Annotated in this window: 12 protein-coding genes, 4 tRNA genes, 3 rRNA genes and 2 pseudogenes; 14 read left to right on the forward strand and 7 right to left on the reverse strand. The window is 36.4% G+C overall.

Annotated features, from left to right (window positions below; translation table 11 throughout):
• Positions 1–49: 49 nt before the first annotated feature.
• Positions 50–7,163, reverse strand: a pseudogene (gene sov, locus ACZZZT_RS11545) (T9SS outer membrane translocon Sov/SprA).
• Positions 7,164–7,645: 482 nt separating this feature from the next.
• Positions 7,646–7,999 (reverse strand): winged helix-turn-helix transcriptional regulator, encoded by a 354-nt coding sequence (locus ACZZZT_RS11550; RefSeq protein ID WP_073395041.1) that lies wholly within the window; start codon positions 7,997–7,999, stop codon positions 7,646–7,648.
• 116 nt (positions 8,000–8,115) lie between these two features.
• On the opposite strand from ACZZZT_RS11550, the gene ACZZZT_RS11555 reads away from it, so the two are divergent.
• The 12 genes from ACZZZT_RS11555 to ACZZZT_RS11610 all read left to right on the forward strand — a co-directional run bounded on the left by ACZZZT_RS11555 (position 8,116) and on the right by ACZZZT_RS11610 (position 18,229).
• Positions 8,116–8,655 carry a YceI family protein gene (locus ACZZZT_RS11555; protein WP_463460456.1) on the forward strand — a complete coding sequence of 180 codons (540 nt, stop codon included), beginning with the start codon at positions 8,116–8,118 and terminating at the stop codon, positions 8,653–8,655.
• Between the two features lie 546 nt (positions 8,656–9,201).
• A 16S ribosomal RNA gene (locus ACZZZT_RS11560) occupies positions 9,202–10,715 on the forward strand.
• Between the two features lie 124 nt (positions 10,716–10,839).
• Positions 10,840–10,913, forward strand: a tRNA-Ile gene (locus ACZZZT_RS11565).
• Between the two features lie 108 nt (positions 10,914–11,021).
• A tRNA-Ala gene (locus ACZZZT_RS11570) sits at positions 11,022–11,095 on the forward strand.
• A 146-nt stretch (positions 11,096–11,241) separates the two neighbouring features.
• A 23S ribosomal RNA gene (locus tag ACZZZT_RS11575) occupies positions 11,242–14,120 on the forward strand.
• A gap of 149 nt (positions 14,121–14,269) precedes the next feature.
• Positions 14,270–14,379 (forward strand): 5S ribosomal RNA (gene rrf / locus ACZZZT_RS11580).
• Together the 16S, 23S and 5S rRNA genes with 4 tRNA genes alongside form the textbook arrangement of a ribosomal RNA operon.
• Positions 14,380–14,455: 76 nt before the next feature.
• Positions 14,456–14,528 (forward strand) — tRNA-Phe (locus tag ACZZZT_RS11585).
• A 6-nt stretch (positions 14,529–14,534) separates the two neighbouring features.
• Positions 14,535–14,620: transfer RNA gene (locus ACZZZT_RS11590), tRNA-Leu, on the forward strand.
• A gap of 206 nt (positions 14,621–14,826) precedes the next feature.
• Complete coding sequence (locus ACZZZT_RS11595) at positions 14,827–15,396, forward strand: Crp/Fnr family transcriptional regulator (RefSeq protein ID WP_463460457.1); 570 nt, start codon at positions 14,827–14,829, stop codon at positions 15,394–15,396.
• A gap of 138 nt (positions 15,397–15,534) precedes the next feature.
• The gene (locus ACZZZT_RS11600) at positions 15,535–16,317 is read left to right on the forward strand and encodes a type 1 glutamine amidotransferase domain-containing protein (RefSeq protein WP_463460458.1); all 783 of its coding nucleotides are present in this window, start codon (positions 15,535–15,537) and stop codon (positions 16,315–16,317) included.
• Between the two features lie 87 nt (positions 16,318–16,404).
• A complete protein-coding gene (locus ACZZZT_RS11605; RefSeq protein ID WP_463460459.1) occupies positions 16,405–16,710 on the forward strand; it encodes a putative quinol monooxygenase in 306 nt (101 codons plus the stop codon).
• A 124-nt stretch (positions 16,711–16,834) separates the two neighbouring features.
• Complete coding sequence (locus tag ACZZZT_RS11610; RefSeq protein WP_463460460.1) at positions 16,835–18,229, forward strand: aldehyde dehydrogenase family protein; 1,395 nt, start codon at positions 16,835–16,837, stop codon at positions 18,227–18,229.
• 69 nt (positions 18,230–18,298) lie between these two features.
• Here the strand turns inward: ACZZZT_RS11610 and ACZZZT_RS11615 are convergent, their stop codons facing one another.
• Both ACZZZT_RS11615 and ACZZZT_RS11620 read right to left on the reverse strand, forming a co-directional pair.
• Positions 18,299–18,775, reverse strand: coding sequence for a hypothetical protein (locus tag ACZZZT_RS11615; RefSeq protein WP_463460461.1), 477 nt, complete (start codon positions 18,773–18,775; stop codon positions 18,299–18,301).
• Between the two features lie 106 nt (positions 18,776–18,881).
• Entirely contained in the window at positions 18,882–19,259 is a 378-nt protein-coding gene (locus ACZZZT_RS11620; RefSeq protein ID WP_463460462.1) for a DoxX family protein, read from the reverse strand.
• A 178-nt stretch (positions 19,260–19,437) separates the two neighbouring features.
• Here ACZZZT_RS11620 and ACZZZT_RS11625 point away from each other — a divergent pair, with 178 nt between their 5' ends.
• Positions 19,438–19,707 (forward strand): winged helix-turn-helix transcriptional regulator, encoded by a 270-nt coding sequence (locus tag ACZZZT_RS11625; protein WP_463460463.1) that lies wholly within the window; start codon positions 19,438–19,440, stop codon positions 19,705–19,707.
• Between the two features lie 162 nt (positions 19,708–19,869).
• Here ACZZZT_RS11625 and ACZZZT_RS11630 read toward each other — a convergent pair whose 3' ends face one another.
• Entirely contained in the window at positions 19,870–23,184 is a 3,315-nt protein-coding gene (locus ACZZZT_RS11630; RefSeq protein WP_463460464.1) for a TonB-dependent receptor, read from the reverse strand.
• Between the two features lie 340 nt (positions 23,185–23,524).
• Here ACZZZT_RS11630 and ACZZZT_RS11635 point away from each other — a divergent pair, with 340 nt between their 5' ends.
• Entirely contained in the window at positions 23,525–24,085 is a 561-nt protein-coding gene (locus ACZZZT_RS11635; RefSeq protein WP_463460465.1) for an NADPH-dependent FMN reductase, read from the forward strand.
• Between the two features lie 81 nt (positions 24,086–24,166).
• Here the strand turns inward: ACZZZT_RS11635 and ACZZZT_RS11640 are convergent.
• Positions 24,167–24,646 (reverse strand): annotated as a pseudogene (locus ACZZZT_RS11640) (YceI family protein); the annotation flags it as partial.
• Positions 24,647–24,708: 62 nt separating this feature from the next.
• Positions 24,709–24,843 (reverse strand): hypothetical protein, encoded by a 135-nt coding sequence (locus tag ACZZZT_RS11645; RefSeq protein ID WP_463460466.1) that lies wholly within the window; start codon positions 24,841–24,843, stop codon positions 24,709–24,711.
• Positions 24,844–24,916: the final 73 nt, after the last annotated feature.

Genomic DNA, 24,916 nt, shown 5'->3' on the forward strand with positions numbered 1-24,916 from the left:
CTAATTTATTTTAAGCTAAATTAATCAATAAAATAGTAGTCGACCAGAATTAATTGCCAAAAGTATAACGTACCGTAAACCCGGAACTAATTGTAGTAAGCGGAAACGAAGTCGAAATAACAGGCTTTGAAAAAGAATGATTGTAATAAAAAATCATCGTTAAGTTTTTACTCAGCGAATAATCTGCTGTAGTTTTTAAAGTCCAGATACTCTGCCCGGCGGCCAACTGATTGTTGTCATAATCCAGATATCTTACAATGGTTTTGTTGTCTCTCAAAGTCAAATCGGCTTTTATGATAATATCGCTTTTTATGGTATTTGTTGGATTATCTGCGAGTTTTGATGTAAAAACAATATCTTTAATTCGATAACCAAGACCTATAATGTATTCAATTCCATTAACTTCAGTCAGATTGTTATTGTCAAAACTCATCGATAAAGTTCTGTCTTTATTAATTTGTGTAAGAAGCTTAAACGAATTTTTTAGTTCAAAATCGATTTTTAAAAACGGATTAAATTGTTCTGCCAGCGTTACATTAGAAGTTATGGTTTGGTTGTAATAATTTCCGTTGTCGTCCATGCCATTTGGGTTTTTGGTGTAATTATAATTTGAATTGAAAGCATTTACCGTATAAGTTGCCTGATAACTGTGCTGCAGAGAAAATCTTTTAAAAGTTTTTTTGAAGAAATTATAACGCATTAATCCATTGTATTTCAGCGACCAGTTAGGAATTGGAATATTTCTAAAAAGCGCCAACGACGCATTATTAGCATTGGTTCCCGTATAAGCGGCCAAAAAAGAAGCCAACAAAACCGCTTGATTGGTACTTCCATATCCTAACGGAAATCCATCTGCACCAATATTTGCTGCGTTGTTAATATTGATTCCTCTTTGTTCTGCGAGTCTTCTTGCAATGGTAAGTCTGTTTTTTCTAAAATCATTAAAAGCAACCGAACTATTTTCATCGCTGGATAAAAACGCCGTTTTAATCAATACAGTCGAAACGCTAAAAGCGCCAGAAGTATACGGAGATCTGGAATTATACTGACCATTGCTCACATCATATTGTTCCGAAAAATTTTCAGAATAAGTTCTGTTTGCCAATAAATCAATCTTTAAGTCAGGAATCAGTTCTACATTTGCAGCACCTTTAAAAATTTGACTTTTTGAAGTTGTATAATTTTGATTGAATTCCTGATAAGTCGTCAGCCAGCCTTTTCTGGCCGCTTCGTATCGAATGTCGCTTTGACTTCCAAAAATAAATCCCAAAGTAGGTTTTGAAAATCCCATAAAGCTCGAAGTAGGCAAGTAACCAGGCAGAACAGTTCCGCTATTTTCGGTAAAATTTAATGTCACATTTTTAACGCTTGTTAATATTCCGTAAAGACCTTTCAAAAAAGAACTTCTGTTGTTTGTCTTAGTAACTTCTGTTCGTACAATTTTTTCTCCCGGTTTTGGAATGGTTACTTTTGGTGCAGTTTTAGTATCCGTGATTTTTGAAATTCCAATATATTTATAAAAAGTTTCCATATTAAATGAAGCACTCAAATTGCTTGTATTGGCATTTTGAATCGTATTTCCTAAATTATAATTCACACCGTCAACTTCAATTTTGGTTAAGGCTTCAGAGGAACGCTGCCAATTGTAATCGCCTGTATATGTTAAATTGGCTTTTACAAAACTAAATACTGGGATTTTATTAAGCGGAATATCATAAGATACAGTAAGCTTTTGCATATACTTATTCGGCTCACCAATATTAAAATAGTTGTCAGAAATTTTAAAATCATCAATTTGATGATTGTCGCTGTTAAGATAATTCTTTACGATATTGCTCGATGTTGAACTATAATTTAGCTTTAAAGATTTTGTCAAATTAAAAGTAAAACCATATTGAATATTAAATTCAAAATTTCTGCTGTAAGATGGTTCCAGAGCAATTCCTTCTACATCAACCTGACGATATTGCTGTTTGTTGTACTGCCTTGCAATATTTGTATTGAATGTAATATTCGAGGGCATATAATTAAAGTTGAAATCACTCAAAAGCTTCCAGTAATTGCTTTTTTTCATGAATTTGGTTTTCTTAAAAGGCTCAACGTTTTTTGACTCTGTGGTATAATCATAATTTAAAGTCGTATTGGTTTTTTGATCTATATAACTTTCCCTTTCATAATCATGGCTTTCAGTTTCGTTGTACGATTGCGAAAATGTAAAATTTTCAACATCATAAATATGGGCTTTTTGTTCCGGTTTTCTTTCTTTTCTGATTCCGATAAAATTAATACTCGTTGTTTTGGTATAATCAATTGCTCTGGTTTTAATGTTATCTCTTTCGGCTTCACTTTCAGCTGTATTTAACAGGGTTTCAAGTGTAATGTCCGGATTTTCAGGATCGTATTTTGGAGTAATAACAGTTTCAGACGCTGCATAATTTAAAGGGAGATTCAAGCCCCAATTTTTGGGTAACAATTTTCCAAAATTCACATTCGTCATTACATTATATTGCTGTACATCTTCCTGACTTCTTTCAAGAGAACTCTGTTCTAAAGATCCAAAACCCATTGTGCTCATTTTTCCGGTTGCCGAAATAGTTGCAAAATCGGCCAAATTAGTATCAAGATTAACGACAGCAGCCATTCCGCCGCTATTGTCTATGTCTGCAAGCCGTAATTCATCAAACCAAACTTCTCCTTTAATATCCTGATGCTGATCGCTGTTTTTTATTCCAACCATTAAAGTTCGCACAGATCCTAAGTTTGGATTTCCTTTTACACCCAATCTTAATTTATTGATTTTTGAAGAAAGCGAAGGATCTAGTTTTTCATCATCTTCGCTTAAATAATAAATGCCGTCGACGGGAAGATCAGTTGTTGCTATTTTTTTGTAAAGTATTTTTAACTGCGATAATAATGATAATGATAAATCAATTTCGTTGCTTTCCGGCCAAACGGTTTCTGCACTCAAAGGCGAACAGCCGGACGGAAGTGTAACTTTTAAAGGAATTTCTATCTGATAAAAATTTTCGGTATAATCATTTCCTAAACGAATAAAAGCGCTCATTTGATTGTCTGTCAACACTGTCTGATTTGTCAGCGATTCTGCATGCAGAAACATTTTTAGCTTTTTATATTGGCGCATGTCCATACTAATACTTTTATAAACTGCTCTGGAATCTGCTGGTTCTAAACCTTTTCCTGACACTTTCAAACCCAATGACTGCTCATTTTGCGAAATAACAGTATTGCCACTATAAACCTGTTCTCTTTCTACGCCCGGAGGAAGCACATAATTTACAGGACATTTCCCGTCGTTTTCTTCGATGTTTACTGCTAGTATGTCTAATTGCGTATTGTCATCATCTATGTTTGTATCTGCAGCATCAAGTGTTTCCGTATATCTTCGCCATTCGCCTCGCTGTAAATCTAAAGCGCCAAAACGAAGCGTAACAGATTGACTAAAACCCGTCATAAACATTCGCATAAAACGTATAGAAGTAAAATCAGAAATGCTTCCAATTGTATTTTGAGGCTGTGAAATCGGAATTTTAAACTGAATCCATCTTGCTTCTGTCGAATTTCCGTTGGGCAATGTAACCTGAGTATTTCGAATATCAGTAATATAATTTTCTCCAATTTCCATATTAGGTTTCATATCAATACTATATTCATAATACGCATTGATGGTATTCATCGTAAAATCGCCATTAATATCTTCAGTATTTGGCAGTGTAGTAGCTCCACGATTGGCATCATCTGCACTTACCGCCGAGTTTCCATCAGTTCCATTGTATTTTTTGTAACGTTCTAAAACATCACCCGAAGTATTCAAATAATAGGTATAATCATCACCGGCTGGATCAGTTTCAGCTGTATAATTGGTGTAAACTTGAGCTTCCTGACTATTTTTTAAACCATCCAGACCTATATCCTGATTGCTGCGATTGGCAGAATCAGTATCAAAAGCGTAAGTAAGAGATTGTGAAGCAGGAACATCTCCCCAAATACCACGTGACGTTACAACAAGTTGATCTGTACCGAGTCCGTTTTCATATTGTTTTCTTCCATCTTTTAGAACATCTTCGGAGATTTCACCTAAATTGAAATATACTTTGCCTGAATTTTCAGGATTTGATTTTCCATTTCCAACGTAAGGATCTAAAACCCAAAACTGAATATATTCAACATTTCCCTGCTCAAAATTGGTAGAATTTAAGGATCTCATTATACCTCCAAAATTGTCTTTCGGAGAATTGGCAAAATCCAATCCGTTATTATAAGGGCCTCTTTCAGAAGGATAATAACTTAAATCTAAAGTGCTTACAACAAGAGTTTGTCCTGTTTCAGTTTCGGTGTTCGGATACAATTCTTCTTTGTAAATTCTTCTGGTAGAATTTAATGAAAGATCATCATTTGAAATTCCCGAAGGTTTAGACGTATAAAAAACAGGATCAATCGTGTACCAGGCTAATTTTGCTCTTTTAAAACCATAACTTAAATCGGTAGCGCTTTCGCTGAAATTATATGCACTCGCTGTATTATTTGCCGGAGTTGATGACAAACTCCAGGCATAAGCCGAACTTAAATCTGTAGTTGTTGCCGTACTTTCAAAATCATCTACATAAATAGTCGATTCTCCTTCAAAATTACTTGCTTTGGCGGTATTAGGTTTTAAAAATGCAACTTCGCCGCGTACGGAAATATTCGACGGAACATCAGTATCAATATTGGGAAGTTTGTTGACCAATCTGGTAAAAAAAGGAACTTCACTTGAGAAATTAGTATTGAGCCCAAAAATAGTATTGTCTACAGATTCCTGCCCGTAGACTGATTTTTGAGTCAATGGTTTTTCGGTATATTTTAAATAGGTTGCACCAATGGTAAATTGGTCGGATATTTTATGGTCAATATTTAAGCCAATAAAACTTTTGGTCTGCTGTCCAAAAACAGAATTATTTTCTAATGTTACCGTAATACTGGCATTTGAGGCCAAAAGTGTGGCATCCAAGATATGAACTTTTCCTAATTGATAATCAACGCTGTAATCAATTCCTTCTGTCAAAGTACGGCCTTCGGCAGTAACAATTACAGAACCGCTTGCAATATTGGTTGAACCTACCGAAATTCCGTCAGATCCGGATGATTTGTATTTTCCTTTTAATAAATATTTGTTTTTATCACTGTCCTGCTGTGCACCCGTTTGCGTATTGTTGTATAAACTTCTAAAAACGTACTTTTTTTGATTCGCATTATAAGAAGCCGTATTGTTGTAATCTTCAGATGTATTTGAAGTTAATTTTTTGAAAATCAATTCTCCAAAAGGTTCTTTGGTGGTAAAAATTATTCTTCCGTTTGAAGTATCCATTGTTATTCCCGAAACATAATCGAAGAAACCATCACCTCCGTCCTGCGGATCATTTGTAGAATTTAGCCTGTCAAGATTAAAAACTCTCAATAAAGGCGTTTCGGATACTTTATTATCATCAGTTGGGTTGGGAGGGAAGGACGTGACCGGCGTAATATAATTTAATGCAGATGGATTGGCATACATAATATTAAACTTGAAATCTTCCTGACTCAGTTGATAGGCATTTGGAATTTGGTAAATATTTTTCATCATCAGATTCCAAACCGGATTTTTTAAGTTTACCAGACTGCTTTTTAGCATTTTTAAAACCAAACTTTGTGTTGTTACGGTTTCTGAGTTGGTAACAACAGTAGCATCAACACCATCGCCTGCAAATTCTCCCACCTGATAAACCTGATCTCCGGATGTGTATTGATAAGCAACCGCAAGTATTTCATCATTAGCGAGTTTTTGTACCAGCGAAATATATCCCAATTGTTTGTTCAGTGTATATTCCGTCGAACTTAATTTTCGGGCATTTTCTAGTTTTGAATAATCCTGACCTTCATTTACCGTAACATTAAATCCGGAAGATGCTGTTGCGATTTCGCGTATATTACTGTTCAATAAACCACCTCCGGATTTTATTTGAGCCGGATCATAATCGTTATTTGAGTTATCCGTAGGAGAATCAGCGCTGTTGTTAAACATTCCGGACGACGGATTCAAAACAATCACCTGATCGTCTGTAAGACCAGATAACTGCGATTCTCCCAAATCCTGAATAGCCACAATATTTCGTAAATTATTGGCTGTTGTACTTACCTGGCTTTTTTTGTTTGTAACCCAGACTTCTATTCTTGAAATCTGAATTCGGCTATCAATTAAAGGATAGTTTTTAAGAGATGCATCGTATTTGTTCCTAAAGTATTGTGATAAAAAAAGTGCCTATTGCTGTCGTAATCAAGTGCATACATACTAAATTCCTGAACAGTACCGCTTCCTTCTGCACTTACCGTTTTGGTTTCTGATTTTTGCTGAGAAAAAACGCCTGTAACGGTTGTTTTACCAAATTGTAGTTGGGTTTTTACACCAAATAAACTCTGTGCACCCGTAATTAAAGTGCTGTTTAAAGGCATGCTGACATTTCCGACTTCAATATTTTGGATAATATCATCTTCATCCGGAGTGTAGGCTAATTTGAATAAATTTTGAAATGCAAAAGTCGACTGTGTATCGTAATTTACATTTACGCTCAATCTTGTTCCTACTTTTCCCATCAAAGACAAACTAATTCGCTGATCAAAATCGAAAGTAAGGCTTGATCTGTTTTTTTGTGATAATGCCGGATTATCCTGTTTGGAATATAATAAACCTAAGTCCATTTCGACAGATCCTGTAGGTTTTACATCTATAGTATTGCTACCAAATATAGATTCAAAAAGTGCCGAATTGATATAATATCTTGGCAGTAAATCTTTTTGGGCAGTTTGTGTACCATCTTTTTTAGCTTCTATGGCATCTGTCTTTTTTTAAAATAATTCCGTCTTGATTCTTTCAATATTAAATCTTCGTATTCGGCAGGAGTTAAAATCAGCGGATAGTTAATCGAAAAATCATCTACAGAATCTGTATAAACATAGTTGTTTGTAACAGGATCATAGGTATAAGCTGATAAGATGCTTTTGGGATTTGCCAATTGAATTTTTCCAATAGCGTATCCATTTTTTACAGTATCCTGAACCGTAGGCGTAATTTGAGCCTGAGATGTAAAAGCATAGAGAAACAGTACAAGAAAAAATAATTTTTTATGCATTTAAAAGGTTTCCAGTAACCTTTGTTATTTATTTTGATGATTAAAAAAATGCTCTTTAATTCAATTGAATTTTTAAAACTAAAAAAAGGTTCGTATTACCATTAAAATGATAAGACAGATTTGGTAATTGAACAAAGAATTATTTGAATGTTACTAGAAGGTAATTTTGCTGAATAGGCTTATAAAATTTAAATACGCTGAGGTTTATTCCTCCAATTCGTATTCAAAGAAATTACTAAAGGCTGGTATAAAATAATAAAGTAGAAGTATGGAGCTATTTGCTATACAGGGTTGTAAATTCGATCGATGAAATTTTTTCGAAAGACCAAATATTATGGAGAAAGAAAGAAAATTGAGTGTTTTTTTTATCAAAAAAATCCCTGACTTCAAACTTTATGAAATCAGGGATGGAATAAAACAACATTTTTAAAACCAATAATTAAGTTATTGACAGAGATGCGGACTCGGTGGGACTTGATATGTCAATTATCAATGCTCGTTTCTAAAATTTCTTTTCTAAAATGAATACCCCAGTTTAAAATTTCATCTAGTAGTTTCCTCATGCTCTCTCCTAATGGAGTAAGTGAATATTCTACAGTTACAGGCATACTGTCATAAAGAGTGCGGGTAATAATCTTATTTGTTTCTAAAGCTTTTAGTTCCTGCGAAAGCATTTTAGGAGAAATATCCGTAATATCTCTTTGTATTTCTCCAAAACGTTTGTTTCCGTGATTTAAAGAGATAATTATAGGCAAGCGCCATTTTCCCTGAATAACTTCCAGAGTGTCCCTTGCAATCATTAATCTATGTCGGCAAACATCATTTTTTTGATTCATATCTAATTTGGTTTAAAACAATACTTACTTAAATGTAACTACTTACTAAGAGGTAACTAGTATATATTAGATAGTAAATGTATATAATTTTGCTCATATAATAAATTGTAAAAATTATGAAAAATAAAACAACTTGGGTTATAGACCCAGTACACTCCGAAGTGTTATTTAAAATCAAACATTTGGTTATCTCTTCTGTAACCGGTTCCTTTAGGAAGTTCGAGGGAAATGTAATTTCTGAAGGAGCAGATTTTAGTACTGCCAAATTTTCATTGAGGATTGATGTAAAAAGTATAGATACAAATCAGTCACAAAGGGATGAACATTTAAAAAGTGGTGACTTTTTTGAAGCTGATACTTATCCTCAGATAATTTTTGAATCTATATCCTTTTTAAAAGTGGACAACAATCATTATAACATGATAGGGAATCTGACATTAAAAGGTGTAACCAAACCAATTGAATTGTATGTGGAATATGGCGGTTTTGAAAATGACGGACATGGGAATGTGAAACACGGATTTGAAATAACAGGAATAGTGAATCGAAAAGAGTTTGGAATGTCCTGGAACAAGATTACAGATAAAGGAGGTCTGGGGTTAGGGGAAGATGTAAAACTTATTGCAAATATTCAGATTTCTAAAATTGTGGAGTAGGATATTCTAAAGTTTATTTAAATGCACAAGGATTTTACTTGTGCATTACTCTTTTGCTAACATATATAATATAGTATAAAAAGGGTTTTTGAGAAAATTGAGTATTGATTCTAAAAATTATTTGAATATGTGTATCCAAAATCGATAGAAACATATGATAAAGCTCTGATATCAGTAAAAGAGAGTTTTTTTAAAAGTGTAAATTTACGTGCTTAATACAAATAGTAAGAAAAATCGTTATTTAATTGAAAAAAGATTTTAGTCTAAAATTATTGTTATCAGAAAGTTAGGGAATAGTTTTAAAAAAGATTGAAAAAAAGTGCTGGTAAAGTATTGCAAATGTCAATAAAGGTTCTACTTTTGCACCCGCTTTGAAACACAAGCGAAACAAAATTGAAACACGTTCGTAGACATATTGAATTGACAGCCGTTTTGAAAGAGATTTCAAAACAAAAGAATAAGAGTAATAGAATCGAGAGATTTGAAAAGAACCGATAGAGAGTCGTCGATAATAATTAGTCTTGATTTAATTAAGACAAACAATATACGATGAAGAGTTTGATCCTGGCTCAGGATGAACGCTAGCGGCAGGCTTAACACATGCAAGTCGAGGGGTATGGTTCTTCGGAACCAGAGACCGGCGCACGGGTGCGTAACGCGTATGCAATCTACCTTTTACAGAGGGATAGCCCAGAGAAATTTGGATTAATACCTCATAGTATAGCAGCTTCGCATGAAGCCACTATTAAAGTCACAACGGTAAAAGATGAGCATGCGTCCCATTAGCTAGTTGGTAAGGTAACGGCTTACCAAGGCTACGATGGGTAGGGGTCCTGAGAGGGAGATCCCCCACACTGGTACTGAGACACGGACCAGACTCCTACGGGAGGCAGCAGTGAGGAATATTGGACAATGGGCGCAAGCCTGATCCAGCCATGCCGCGTGCAGGATGACGGTCCTATGGATTGTAAACTGCTTTTATACGAGAAGAAACACTCCTTCGTGAAGGAGCTTGACGGTATCGTAAGAATAAGGATCGGCTAACTCCGTGCCAGCAGCCGCGGTAATACGGAGGATCCAAGCGTTATCCGGAATCATTGGGTTTAAAGGGTCCGTAGGCGGTTTGGTAAGTCAGTGGTGAAAGCCCATCGCTCAACGGTGGAACGGCCATTGATACTGCCAGACTTGAATTATTAGGAAGTAACTAGAATATGTAGTGTAGCGGTGAAATGCTTAGAGATTACATGGAATACCAATTGCGAAGGCAGGTTACTACTAATTGATTGACGCTGATGGACGAAAGCGTGGGTAGCGAACAGGATTAGATACCCTGGTAGTCCACGCCGTAAACGATGGATACTAGCTGTTGGGAGCAATCTCAGTGGCTAAGCGAAAGTGATAAGTATCCCACCTGGGGAGTACGTTCGCAAGAATGAAACTCAAAGGAATTGACGGGGGCCCGCACAAGCGGTGGAGCATGTGGTTTAATTCGATGATACGCGAGGAACCTTACCAAGGCTTAAATGTAGATTGACCGGTTTGGAAACAGATCTTTCGCAAGACAATTTACAAGGTGCTGCATGGTTGTCGTCAGCTCGTGCCGTGAGGTGTCAGGTTAAGTCCTATAACGAGCGCAACCCCTGTTGTTAGTTGCCAGCGAGTCATGTCGGGAACTCTAACAAGACTGCCAGTGCAAACTGTGAGGAAGGTGGGGATGACGTCAAATCATCACGGCCCTTACGCCTTGGGCTACACACGTGCTACAATGGCCGGTACAGAGAGCAGCCACTGGGCGACCAGGAGCGAATCTATAAAACCGGTCACAGTTCGGATCGGAGTCTGCAACTCGACTCCGTGAAGCTGGAATCGCTAGTAATCGGATATCAGCCATGATCCGGTGAATACGTTCCCGGGCCTTGTACACACCGCCCGTCAAGCCATGGAAGCTGGGGGTGCCTGAAGTCGGTGACCGCAAGGAGCTGCCTAGGGTAAAACTGGTAACTAGGGCTAAGTCGTAACAAGGTAGCCGTACCGGAAGGTGCGGCTGGAACACCTCCTTTCTAGAGCCCCAATTGTTAGCAGTAATGCACGATGGGGAAAAAAGATGATTTTATTGAAAGTTCTGAATTGAAAGATTCAATTACTCTTGCTGTTAGTTCAAATAATAAATTTTAAGTAAAACAGAGTCTCGTAGCTCAGCTGGTTAGAGTACTACACTGATAATGTAGGGGTCGGCAGTTCGAGTCTGCCCGGGACTACTATTTAACTTAAAAAAAGGAAATTCTGGAAGTTGGAATTCACCAAAAGAAATTAGAGAAGAATTAAGAAATCTAAAATCTGAATTCTACAATCTAAGATTGAAAAATGGGGGATTAGCTCAGCTGGCTAGAGCGCCTGCCTTGCACGCAGGAGGTCAACGGTTCGACTCCGTTATTCTCCACTGATTGTCTATAAAGATAGGCAATAAAAGTTCATTGACATATTGAGATAAGAAAATAATAAAAAGTAGAAAGCGTTTTTTGTTATAGTAGCAATACAAATAACAAAAGACAAAAAAAACGGTCTTAATTAATTTTAAGATTGGTACAATAAGCAAAATAAGGGCGTATGGGGGATGCCTTGGCTCTCAGAGGCGATGAAAGGCGTGATAAGCTGCGAAAAGCTGCGGGGACGGGCACACACCGATTGATCCGCAGATACCTGAATGGGGCAACCCACTATGTTGAAGACATAGTACACCGATAGGTGGGCAAACCCGCTGAACTGAAACATCTAAGTAGGCGGAGGAGAAGAAAACAAAAGTGATTCCGTAAGTAGTGGCGAGCGAACGCGGATTAGCCCAAACCAGTGCTGTTACGGCAGTGCTGGGGTTGTAGGACCACGACATTTTATGCACAAGGAACCGGAAGTTGCTGGAAAGTGACGCCATAGAGGGTGATAGCCCCGTATGGGTAACAAGTGTAATAGATAGTGGTATCCTGAGTAGGGCGGGGCACGTGAAACCCTGTCTGAATTTGGCGGGACCATCCGCTAAGGCTAAATACTCCTGAGAGACCGATAGTGAACCAGTACCGTGAGGGAAAGGTGAAAAGAACCGTGAATAACGGAGTGAAATAGATCCTGAAACCATACGCTTACAAGCGGTCGGAGCCCTTTCGTGGGGTGACGGCGTGCCTTTTGCATAATGAGCCTACGAGTTAACGTTGCTGGCAAGGTTAAGTGGTTAAGCCACGGATCCGTAGCGAAAGCGAGTCTGAATAGGGCGCTTTAGTCAGTAGTGTTAGACGCGAAACCGTGTGATCTACCCATGGGCAGGATGAAGCGCTGGTAACACAGTGTGGAGGTCCGAACCGGTTGACGTTGAAAAGTCTTCGGATGACCTGTGGGTAGGGGTGAAAGGCCAATCAAACTCGGAAATAGCTCGTACTCCCCGAAATGCATTTAGGTGCAGCGCTGAATTAAGTTATATAGAGGTAGAGCTACTGATTGGATGCGGGGGCTTCACCGCCTACCAATTCCTGACAAACTCCGAATGCTATATAATGTTTCTCAGCAGTGAGGGCTTGGGTGCTAAGGTCCAAGTCCGAGAGGGAAAGAACCCAGACCATCAGCTAAGGTCCCCAAATATACACTAAGTTGAAAGAACGAGGTTTGTCTGCCCAGACAGCTAGGATGTTGGCTTGGAAGCAGCCATTCATTTAAAGAGTGCGTAACAGCTCACTAGTCGAGCGGACGAGCATGGATAATAATCGGGCATAAGTGTATTACCGAAGCTATGGATTTAGAGTTTACTCTAAGTGGTAGGGGAGCATTCCAGCAGGGTTGAAGGTGTATCGTAAGGTATGCTGGACTGGCTGGAAAAGAAAATGTAGGCATAAGTAACGATAATGCGGGCGAGAAACCCGCACACCGAAAAACTAAGGTTTCCACAGCTATGCTAATCAGCTGTGGGTTAGTCTGGTCCTAAGGCGAACCCGAAAGGGACAGTCGATGGCCAACGGGTTAATATTCCCGTACTACTAATTACTGTGATGGGGTGACGGAGTGATGAAAGCGCCGCGAACTGACGGAATAGTTCGTTGAAGTACCTACCTATAAGATCTGCAGGCAAATCCACAGATCTTGGGGAAATACGATAGTACTCGGAGTCTTCGGACAAAGAGATAGTGCGCCTAAGGGCTTCCAAGAAAAACCTCTAAACTTCAGGTAATTAGTACCAGTACCGTAAACCGACACAGGTAGTTGAGGAGAGAATCCTAAGGTGCTCGAGAGATTCATGGCTAAGGAATTAGGCAAAATAGACCTGTAACTTCGGGAGAAAGGTCGCCAGCGCAAGCTGGCCGCAGTGAAGAGGTCCAGGCGACTGTTTATCAAAAACACAGGGCTCTGCAAAATCGTAAGATGAAGTATAGGGCCTGACACCTGCCCGGTGCTGGAAGGTTAAGAGGAGATGTTATCTTCGGAGAAGCATTGAATTGAAGCCCCAGTAAACGGCGGCCGTAACTATAACGGTCCTAAGGTAGCGAAATTCCTTGTCGGGTAAGTTCCGACCTGCACGAATGGTGTAACGATCTGGACACTGTCTCAGCCATGAGCTCGGTGAAATTGTAGTAACGGTGAAGATGCCGTTTACCCGCAGTGGGACGAAAAGACCCTGTGCACCTTTACTATAGCTTAGTATTGACCTTGGATAAATGATGTGTAGGATAGGTTGGAGACTGTGAAGTGGCGTCGCCAGGCGTTGTGGAGTCATTGTTGAAATACAACCCTTTGTTTATCTGAGGCCTAACCCCGTTTTGCGGGGGACATTGCTTGGTGGGTAGTTTGACTGGGGTGGTCGCCTCCAAAAGAGTAACGGAGGCTTCTAAAGGTTCCCTCAGTACGCTTGGTAACCGTGCGTAGAGTGCAATGGCATAAGGGAGCTTGACTGAGAGACATACAGGTCGATCAGGTACGAAAGTAGAGCATAGTGATCCGGTGGTTCCGCATGGAAGGGCCATCGCTCAAAGGATAAAAGGTACGCCGGGGATAACAGGCTGATCTCCCCCAAGAGCTCATATCGACGGGGGGTTTGGCACCTCGATGTCGGCTCGTCACATCCTGGGGCTGGAGAAGGTCCCAAGGGTTGGGCTGTTCGCCCATTAAAGTGGCACGCGAGCTGGGTTCAGAACGTCGTGAGACAGTTCGGTCTCTATCTACTGTGGGCGTTAGAAATTTGAGTGGATCTGATTCTAGTACGAGAGGACCGAATTGGACAAACCTCTAGTGTATCTGTTGTCCCGCCAGGGGCACCGCAGAGTAGCTACGTTTGGAAGGGATAAGCGCTGAAAGCATATAAGCGCGAAACCCACCACAAGATGAGATTTCTTTTAAGGATCGTGGAAGATGACCACGTTGATAGGCTATAGATGTAAAGGCAGTAATGTCATAGTCGAGTAGTACTAATAATCCGTAAGCTTATGTACACCCTTTTCTCCCGACTACGGTCGGGAGAAGAAACTTTCTAAAAAACACTTTTTCTTTATCTCAGTATGTTAAGATATTGTTTAATTGATAATTAACAATTTATAATTGATAATTAATAATTAAAAGTTACCTCAAGTAACAACGACCTTAAGGTGGTTATTGCGGCGGGGCTCACCTCTTCCCATCCCGAACAGAGTAGTTAAGCCCGCCTGCGCAGATGGTACTGCAGTTATGTGGGAGAGTATGTCGTCGCCTTTCTTTTGAAAAACCCTGTTTTAATCAACAGGGTTTTTTATTCTTAATTTTATTTATATACAATTATAAGTAAATAAAAGGTACCTTAGCTCAGATGGTAGAGCAATGGACTGAAAATCCATGTGTCCCTGGTTCGATCCCTGGAGGTACCACATAATGCTCGGATGGTGAAATTGGTAGACACGCTGGACTTAAAATCCAGTGAACAGCAATGTTCGTGCGGGTTCAAGTCCCGCTCTGAGTACAAAAATCCCCCTTATTATTTTATAAGGGGGATTTTGTTTTTAAAAAAGGCTTTAGCTATTTTAGCTAAGGCCTTTTTTCGTTTAATACTCTATATTAATTTTGTAATAATCATTTAAAAGCTATAAGAATAGGTAGAGTAGAATGCTACCAAAATTTCTATTTATCAAACAAAAAATAAATCTTCTATCTTTGAAAAGGTAAACTATGGAAAAACTTAGAAAACATATTGAAGAAATTATACCTATCACTGATGAGGAGTTTGAATCTATCAAGCCTTTTTTTACGATACGGAAAGTTTTAAAGAATCAATATCTTATTCAACAAGGTGATGAAGCAAAATATGAATACATCATTATGAGTGGAATTTTTAGAGTTTTTTATCTTGATGAAGATGGTAAGGAACATATTGTACAATTCGCCACAGAAAATTGGTGGATGTCTGATTACATTGCTTATTTCAATCAAAAGCAGGCTAATATGTATGTTGTATGCATGCAGCCGGGAGAAGTTTTATGCCTCACACTCGATGGCAGAGAAAAACTCTCTGATACGCTTCATAAGATGGAACATTTTTTTAGAATAAAACTCACGAAAGGTTTTATTGCACTTCAGCAAAGAGTTATTTCACTTCTCTCAAATAATCCGCAGCAGAGATATGAGGAATTTGCAGATCTTTATCCAAATCTAATGCAAAAAATTCCAAAAAAGTATATAGCAGAATATCTCGGAATTAGCCGCGAAACCCTTAGCAGGCTTTACTCCAACAACAAATAACATAACATAGATTCTAAAAGTGTGATTCCGGTCACACTTTTTTTGTGACTTTGCTCCTCGTATTGAGGAGTAGAGCTGGCATAAATTTGTCCTATAATAATTCACAAACCAATAAATTTTATAGACATGAAAAAACTTATGCTTTTAACCCTAGCAATTACCTTTTTTTCTTCGAATGCACAAAGTAAAAAGGAAAATACATTAGTAAAACAAACAGCAACACCTAAAAAAGAATCTACAATGAAAAAGAGAATTTTAATTATTGTGTCTAATGCCAATGCGATTGGACCAAACAAAAGAAGAACCGGAACATTTCTTCCCGAAGTAGCGCATCCATATGCAGAATTTGACAAGGCAAACTATGAGATAGATTTTGCCAGCTTAACAGGAGATACCCCATACTTAGATGCACTTAATTTAGCAAATGATCCTGACAATCTTATTTTTCTAACAGGAAAAGGATGGGAAAAAATGCAGAAAGCTGTTAAACTATCAAATGTTGATGTTAGTAAATACGATGCTGTTTTTATACCAGGCGGATTAGCACCAATGGTTGATATGCCGGAAAATGAACTTCTTAAAAAAGTAATTAAAGAAACCTACGAACGAAATGCAGTTGTTGGAGCTGTTTGTCACGGTCCGGTATCATTATTAAATGTGAAATTAAGCAACGGTTCTTATCTAGTAAATGGTAAAAACATCACATCTTTTACAGATGAAGAAGAACGAGGTTATGCTATCGCAGATGTACCTTTTTTGTTAGAAACAGCATTAACCAAACAAGGAGCAAAATTTCATGCAGCAGCAGTTTGGTCAGCTCACAGTATTGCTGATGGTAATCTGGTTACGGGACAAAATCCTGCTTCGGCAAAAGGAGTAGCTGAAAAAATGATTGTCATTTTAGAATCGCCTAAAAAATAATGAAACTAATTGTATGGATCTTCTTCAAAAAAAGAAAAGAAGGTTCATACAATTTTAAAATATACATAATAATATAAAATAATCAAAATGGAAAATCAAAATCCAGTTCATGTTTTTGCTACATGGAAAGTGAAAGAAGGTCATATTGAAAATGTTTTGCATTTGCTAAAAGCAGTACATGACGAAAGTATCAAAGAAGAAGGTAATTTGTTTTATAAAGTTCATCAAAGCAATTCGGATGTAAATACAATTGTATTATTTGAAGGATATAGCAATGAAGCTGCTGTTGCAGAACATAGAAATTCAGTACATTTTCAAGATTTGGTTTTAGGTAAAATTGTGCCTTTGTTGCATAATAGGGAGATTGTTTTAGCGACGGATTTAAAATTTTAATTTTCAATATTGGAAATTAAGATATTGTAGTCATTGATAATTTGACTAAATTTAAAGAACAATCATAAAAAATGAACCCAAATATTTGATAACATTTTTCAGGTTAAGTATTAAAAAAACATTTATGGAAAAGACCACAAAAATATTATTCCCTTACGATCAGACTCTGGTCAAAGAATTACCGCTGTTAAATAGTAACGATGTTGAGAATATATTAAATACAGCCCAAAAATTATTTAATGACCAATCTAATTGGCTTCCGGCTTTTGAAAGAATTGAAATTTTAGAAAAAGCAGCTTCGATAATGAGTGAAAGAAGTGAAGAATTGATTCATTTAGCAATAAGCGAAGGAGGAAAACCGTATAAAGATTCAAAAGCGGAAATACTTAGAGCCATCAAAGGTGTAAAATTAGCAGCAGAACATATAGCGCAAATAAAAGGAGAACAAATCCCGATGGGACTTACTGAAGCTTCTTTAAACAGAATTGCTTTTACGTCAAAAGAACCAATTGGCGTTGTTGTTGCAGTTAGTGCATTCAATCACCCATTAAATTTAGCGGTACATCAAATTGCTACTGCCGTTGCCGCCGGTTGTCCTGTTATATTTAAACCATCAAGTAATACACCCTTATCTGGTCTTGCGTTGGCAGATATTTTAAAGGAAGCCGGTTTGCCCGAAGGATGGCTGCAAGTAGTGTTATGTGATAATGAAACTGCAGAATTATTGGTTACAGATTCAAGAGTCGGTTTTTTCTCTTTTATAGGTTCAGCAAAAGTAGGCTGGTCCCTAAAAAGCAAATTGCCGCCGGGAACAAGATGTGCTTTAGAACATGGTGGCGCTGCTCCTGTAATTGTGGAGAGCGATGCCGATTTTAACGAAATGATTCCTGATTTGGTAAAAGGAGGGTTTTATCATGCGGGTCAGGTTTGTGTTTCAGTTCAGAAAATTTATGTAAATGAGGAAATTTGTGATCGTTTTATTGAACAGTTTTCGGAGGCAACCAATAAATTAATTGTTGGAAATCCGTTTGATGAAACTACAGATGTAGGATCGCTTATAACTCCAAAAGAAGTTAACCGCATTGAGGAATGGGTTAATGAAGCTATTGAAAATGGCGCTAAATTAATTACGGGAGGAAAAAGAATTTCAGATACTTGTTTTGAACCGACAATTCTGCTTAATCCTTCGGAAGATTCTAAAGTATCGACTAATGAGATTTTCGGCCCCGTTGTTTGTATTTATCCTTTTACAAATAGGGAAGAAGCAATAAATAAAGCCAACGCTTTGGATGTTCATTTTCAGGCAGCGGTTTTTACAAAGAATATTGATATTGCTTTGAGTACGGCCAAAAAACTAAACGCTACTGCAGTTATGATTAATGATAATACTGCCTTTAGAGTAGATTGGATGCCGTTTGGAGGCAGAGATGCATCAGGTCTTGGAATGGGCGGGATTTCATATACTATAAATGATATGACTAGAGAAAAATTAACTGTCTTTAAAAGTAAATCTATATAAAGTTTTTAGAAAAATAGCTTTTAAATTTACCCATAAAAAAGTCCTAATTTTAATTAGGACTTTTTTAGATTATTCTTTTTTATTTTCAAGCTGTACTTCGAATTTACCCCAAAAAGGACTGTCAGCCATAAGTGAATGTCCAATTACAATAATATGATTTCCTTTTTGCTTGAGTTGAATTTTTAAATCCATTCCAAATGGACCATCTGAGGATTTATCTGGAAAAATAATTTGGTTGAAACGGATGTTTCCTTTACCGGTAGACGGAATGATCTTTGCATTCAATTCGCCTAAATCCTCATTTTTAAATTTGACATATATTTTAGAATGAATTGAATCCAAAGAGCCTTCAGCTGTGTATAAACCTTTGTCATTCGCAAAATTCATAAAAATAGTATCGTCTATTTGTTTGTTCTCTTCTTTTTTCTCCTCCTTATTTTTCTTCACGAAAATAGTGTCTGAGGTTTCAACAGCAGTTTCCTTGGTTTCTTTTTGTTGACATGAAAAAACGAGAATTGATAGTAAAAGAATTAAATAATTTTTCATAATCGTATTTTTAAGTAAGTGTCGCAAATTTAATTCCTTTTTAAAAATGTATTGTTATATAATAGCATTTGAATATTGCAGGATTTAGATAATCATAATAATTTACTTAAAGTGATTTTTTTATCCAAGCTATAAATAAGGCAGCAAAAATAATGAAGATATTAAAACCAATATCTTTAGCTTCTCCTCGAAAGATATGAAAGACAATAGCGCTAAACATTAATGCTATAATTCCGTAAGCTGAATAAACTGTCAGTCTGGATTTACTATTGAATAGAGAAGGAAATAGAATTCCTGTCGCTGCCAAAAGATCAATTATACCAGTAATCAGTACTAAAATTACATTATCTTTTATCCAGGGAAATGGCAGATCGTTTGGTTTAAAAATTTTCATAAATCCTGCCCATGCAAAAATTGCAAATAGCAGCATCTGAACTATCCATACAACGATTTTTTTCAATTTTTTAATTTTGTTTTCTTCCATTTTTTATAAGTTTTTATCAAAATTAGATACTTTTACTATCCAAACGATATTACTTTACCTCAGGATAGTACTATCCTGAGGTAAAGTAATTAGATAATCAATACGTTATGATATCAAAAGGTGGATGCCCTAAAACAATGCTTTCTATAAAAGATGCTCTTGAAGCGGTAGAGGGAAGATGGAAATTACTTATTCTTTTTCTCTTGCTGAACATCCAAAAAGATTTGGAGAGTTATCAAAAAGTGTAGTTGGTATTACAGATAAAACGCTGTCAAGAGAATTAAAATTATTAGAAGCAAATAAACTTATTACACGTCAGGTTTATGATTCATTTCCTCCAAAAGTCGAATATTCAATCACAGAGCATGGAATTTCATTAGAAAAAGTATTAGATGAATTGCATTTTTGGGGACTTCTTCACAGGTCAAAAATATTAAAAGATTCCTGATATTGTCATTTTTAATATGAAGACAGGACTTTTTTATGGGAAGACTAATATTTTCCAGATTTCAGGTTCTTTAATTCTTCCAATACGAAAAAAACGACATTAACTAAAAGTCAATGTCGTTTTATTAATTATTTTGGTTTTAATTTATTTGTAAAAAATATTTTAGTTACCAAATATGTATCTAAGTGTAAATTGTGCTTGCCAAACATCTGATGTTGAAGAGTTCTTTTGGAAAGTATCTTTAATTAAATACCTGTTTCCATTAGGATCTGTTTGTGTAGCAAGGGTATAAACAGGGACATTTGCACCTGTTGTACTAGAATAAGCTAGAACATTTGGATTTGTTGCTCTTTGTGATAATCCCCAGTCTTTATTTACCATGTTTGTAAAGTTCAGGATATCAGCTCTAAATTGGAAAGTATTCTTTTTACCAGCTATTTTGATGTATATATCTTGAGAGATAGATAAATCTAATCTGTGTAACATTGGTAAAGTAGATTCATTTCTTTGAGCATATTGACCTCTTCTTGAACGTAAATATTTATCCTGATTGATATAAGCATCAAACGCAGCTCTTTGCTCATCTTGTGAGTAAGTTCTTGAAGTTGTAACATTATTTACTGTACTAGATACTACAAGAGGAGCAAACGTAAGTTCACTTGCGCTGTTTGGTACATAAAGCAAATCATTACCACTAATTCTGTCTCCATTCATATCTCCACTATAAGTGTAAGTAAATGGACTAGCTTGTTCTCCAATATAACCTAAGTTGATAGAAGTTGCACCGCCAAGACCTTTACCATATTCAATTCTGTAACCAATAACTCCAACCAAACGATTTGGTGTATTGTTGTTTGAATTAGATACATCCAAATCATTATTTCCATTTACAGATCTCGCACTTGTCCATGAACCTGAAGCTACTGAACCTGGAGACATTAAATCTGTCGCATTAGAGTGCGTGTAGGCGAATGATCCCCAAAGTCCTCTTTGGTATGGGTATTCTAATTTAAATGTTGTAGAATAAAAATATCCTTCATCAGAGTTTGCTAAAACGATACCGTTTGAAACATTATCATTTACACGTGTTCCGGCATCATTACGAGAATATCTTGGTCTGTTGTCAGTACCGCTAAATGTTCCAACCGGAGCATCAAAGTTAGCATTGTAATAAGTGATCGCATTAATATTTTTTTGAAGTATTCCTTCAACTGTACCTGTAAATCCAAAAGGAAGTTTTTGATCAACTGCCATTGTAGTTTTCCAAACCTGAGGAGATTTGAAGTTTTTCTTATTAAATGACAAGTCATAAGTTGATGGAGCTGTAGGTGTAGTTGGAGTAAAATATTGTGCTGGATTTGCTGTAAAACCATATCCTTTTGTATATACATCAGCACCACTAACATCGACAACACCAGTAAGAACTCCGTTGTTTCCAATTTGGTTTGATAAATATACACCAGGAGATCTACCAGTAAATACTCCTGAACCTCCTCGAACAATTGTTGAAGCATCACCATTTAAGTCAAGGTTGAAACCAACTCTAGGCTCGAATAAGATTGCTGCATCCGGCATTGAACTAGTATTGAATTTTTCGCCATCAGCGAAAGTCATAGCAGTAACTGTTGGGTTTTCTAATGCTGTATCAGCATACCATATTCTTGAAGCTCTTAAACCAACAGTTAATTTAAATTTATCACTCAATTTCATTTCATCCTGAGCATATAAATCTAATTTGTTAGATTTTAGTATTTGCATTGGTTCAGCACCTCCAGGTAAAGCGGAATATTTAAATTGAACTTTATTCGGCATAGTACTAATTGTAGTTGATGGCGCGCCACCATTTGCAAGAGATTCATTTGCAGAAGCATAAAAATCTGCTAAAGAGTTAAAAACGTAAACTCCGTTTGATCCTGAGAAAAACAAGTTACTAGATTTGAAATATTCAAAGTTTGCACCAAATACTAAAGAGTGTTTTCCAATAGTTTTAGTCAAATTATCTGTAAAGTGTAGTGTTGAGTATGACAGTTTGTTACCTTGAGTAAAAGGATCTAAACCAACTGAAATATAAGTAGCAGTTCCTTGTTTAATATCAATTGTAGGGAATAAACCACCACCAATTAAACCTCTGTCTTCAATTTGTTTATCATAACCTCCAATGAAGTTATTATACCATGAATTGCTTAATTTACTATTTAATTCTAATACAATAGACCTTGTATTATCTAAAATTGTATATCCACTATTTTTGAATGACATTGCTAATGCACTATTAGTTCTGTTACCAAAACCTAATGAATTTGAGTTAGAAGTTAACTGATCCGAAGATGAATTATGAAATACATAACGAGCAGTAAGTTTATGATTGTCATTGATATTCCAGTCAATTCTCGTTAAGAATTTTTTTGATTCTTTTGAAGAATCATAGTTTTCCCATGCACCTGTATCATAACCAAACTTATCTTTCATAAAGTTAGAAAGAGTCTGCATTTCAGTATAGGTAGGAAGAGAAACCTGACCACTTGGTTGCGGAGAACCTGTAGATGTCCAGTTTGTAGCCGGGCTTACATTGTCAATAGTTTCAAAATTTCCAAAAAAGAATAATTTATCTTTGATAATTGGCGCTCCAATACGGGCTCCCCAGATTGTTTCTTCAAATTTACCTGGTTTAATTGTTACATCTCCGGCGTGAGTACCGATAAAATCTTTTTTATTATTTCTGGTAGAAGTATAAACAGATCCTTCGATTTCGTTTGTTCCACTTCTCGTTACCGCATTAATTCCTGAACCTAAAAATCCAGATTGACGAACGTCATATGGAGCAATGTTTACTTGTAACTGCTCAATTGCATCTAATGAAATTGCAGTCGAACCAGTTCTGCCTCCGGCTTGTGAATCTGATCCAAGACCAAATCCGTTGTTAAATACAGAACCGTCAATAGTAAAATTATTTAATCTTGAATCCTGTCCGCCAAATGTTCCGTTAGCTCCGGCATTTGCATTGTATTTTGTAACAGAGTTTATTGAACGTGCTCCTAATACCGGAACTGCAGCGATTTCTCTGTTTGAAAACTGTTGTGAAGCACCAGTTCTTCCTTTATTAAAATTTCCTTTTGATTTTGTAGAAACCACAACTTCCTGAAGAGCGTTTGGTTCTTCATCAATAGTAATGTTTATAGTCAGGTTGTTACCTAAACCGACATTAATATCGGTTATTTCTGTTGTTTTGTAACCAATATAAGTTACTTTAACTGTGTAAGGACCTCCTGGTCTCAAACCTTGTGCCGCGTATCCACCGTCAAAATCAGAAGTTGAGAAATACTTTGTTCCTGTTGGTTTATGAACAATTTCTACTGTCGCCCCAGGAAGAGCCTCTCCCTTATTTGATCTAACAATCCCTGACATGGCCGAACTCGTAACCTGAGCATGACCTAAAGTAGAGAGTAAAATAATTAAAATAAAAATAATTTTTTTCATCTAATGTTTTATATTGGTTTAATTTTTTGGCAAAATTATGAGATTGAAGAAGCCCGGTGTTAACTCAATATTAACAAAATGTAGTGGTTTGGGTAGTCAATGATTTTTGTAAGAATAAAAGGATTTTAAGACATATTTATTGATTTTTAATAAAAAAATAAGATGTTTTAGTTTTATATAATCTTAAGAATTTTACGTCAATTTTATGAGTTCTTATTTAGAGCAGTCTGCTTTTTTGACTAACTTTATTATATAACGAAAGATTATTAATCGATTAATTTTTATTTAAAGTAAGTTATACTGCAAAAGCTGTGGTAACTGTAATTAAAAAACATTTGATATGAACAAAGTAATTGGACTTTTCGCAGGAAGTTTGCGTAAGGAATCATTTTCAAGAAAAATAGCCAAAGCCGTTGCAGCAATGGCACCTGCAGGATTTGAGTTTAAAATAATTTCGTTGGGTGATTTGCCGCTTTATAATCAGGATTTTGATGATGAAAATCAAGTGCCGGAATCCTACACTATTTTTAGAAATGAAGTAAAAGCAATTGATGGTGCTATTTTTATAACACCGGAATACAACAGATCTGTACCCGCAGTTTTAAAAAACGCATTGGATGTAGGTTCACGTCCTTACGGAAAAAGTGTGTGGGACGGTAAACCGGGAGCCGTATTTAGTAATTCGCCAGGAAGTATTTCTGGTTTTGGTGCTAATCATCATTTAAGACAAAGTTTGGTTTTTCTAAATGTTCCTGTTATGCAGCAGCCTGAAGTTTATCTTACCAAAGTAAATGAGCTTTTTGATGAACATGGAAATATTCAGAAAGAAGAGATTAGGGAATTTCTTCAAAAAGCTGTTGATGCATTTATTGTCTGGTTTAACAAAAATTCCAGTCAATAAAGATGAAATATCATTTAAAATTAAAAAAAGCCCTTCTTATAATTAAGAAGGGCTTTTTGTATCAACGATAATGATTTGTTGTTATTTTTTTGCTGCGTTCACATCAATACCAATCTCAATGTCTTTACTGATCATCCATTCTGCAGGATCAGCCTCAGAAGCTCCAAATTTGATATCCCAATCTGTACGGTTAACAGTAAATTTAGCCTGAATTGATGCAGTTCCTTCAGCAACAGTAACTTTTGCCGGGAAAGTAACATTTACTGCTTTTCCTTTTAAGGTAAGGTTACCGCTTACTGTTTTATTAGCACCTTCAATTGCATCTTTAGCAGCAGGATCTAATGCCGCAACTTTTGTAATTTTAAAAGCTGCCGTTGGATTTTTCTCTACATCAAAAAAATCAGCACCTTTTAAGTGAGCCTCCAATTCAGAATATTTTTTATCTTTTTCTGTTACAGATGCCGGATCAACCTTAATAGATTTCATATCTATTACAAAGTCACCTGCTGTAAGTTCTCCGCCTTCAACAGAAACTTCTCCTGATGTAAGGCTAAGAGTTCCCCAACGAGGAGCAAAACCACCTTTGTGAAATGCTTTCCAGTTTACTTTAGAGGCTTCTAAATTTACAGGTAAAACTTCCCCTTTTTTTCTGCAACCTCTTGTTCTGCAGCTGTCGTTGTCTCGTTAGATGATTTTTTTCCGCATGACGTTAAAAATAAAGTAACCGCTGCTAATGTAAATACGCTTAATTTTTTCATTTCTTATCTGTTTAATTATTTATTGATTTTAAATATTGAGAGAGTTAAATTATGGAAATTTTCTCATTATTTC

The sequence above is a fragment of the Flavobacterium sp. AC274 genome, from assembly GCF_979258275.1.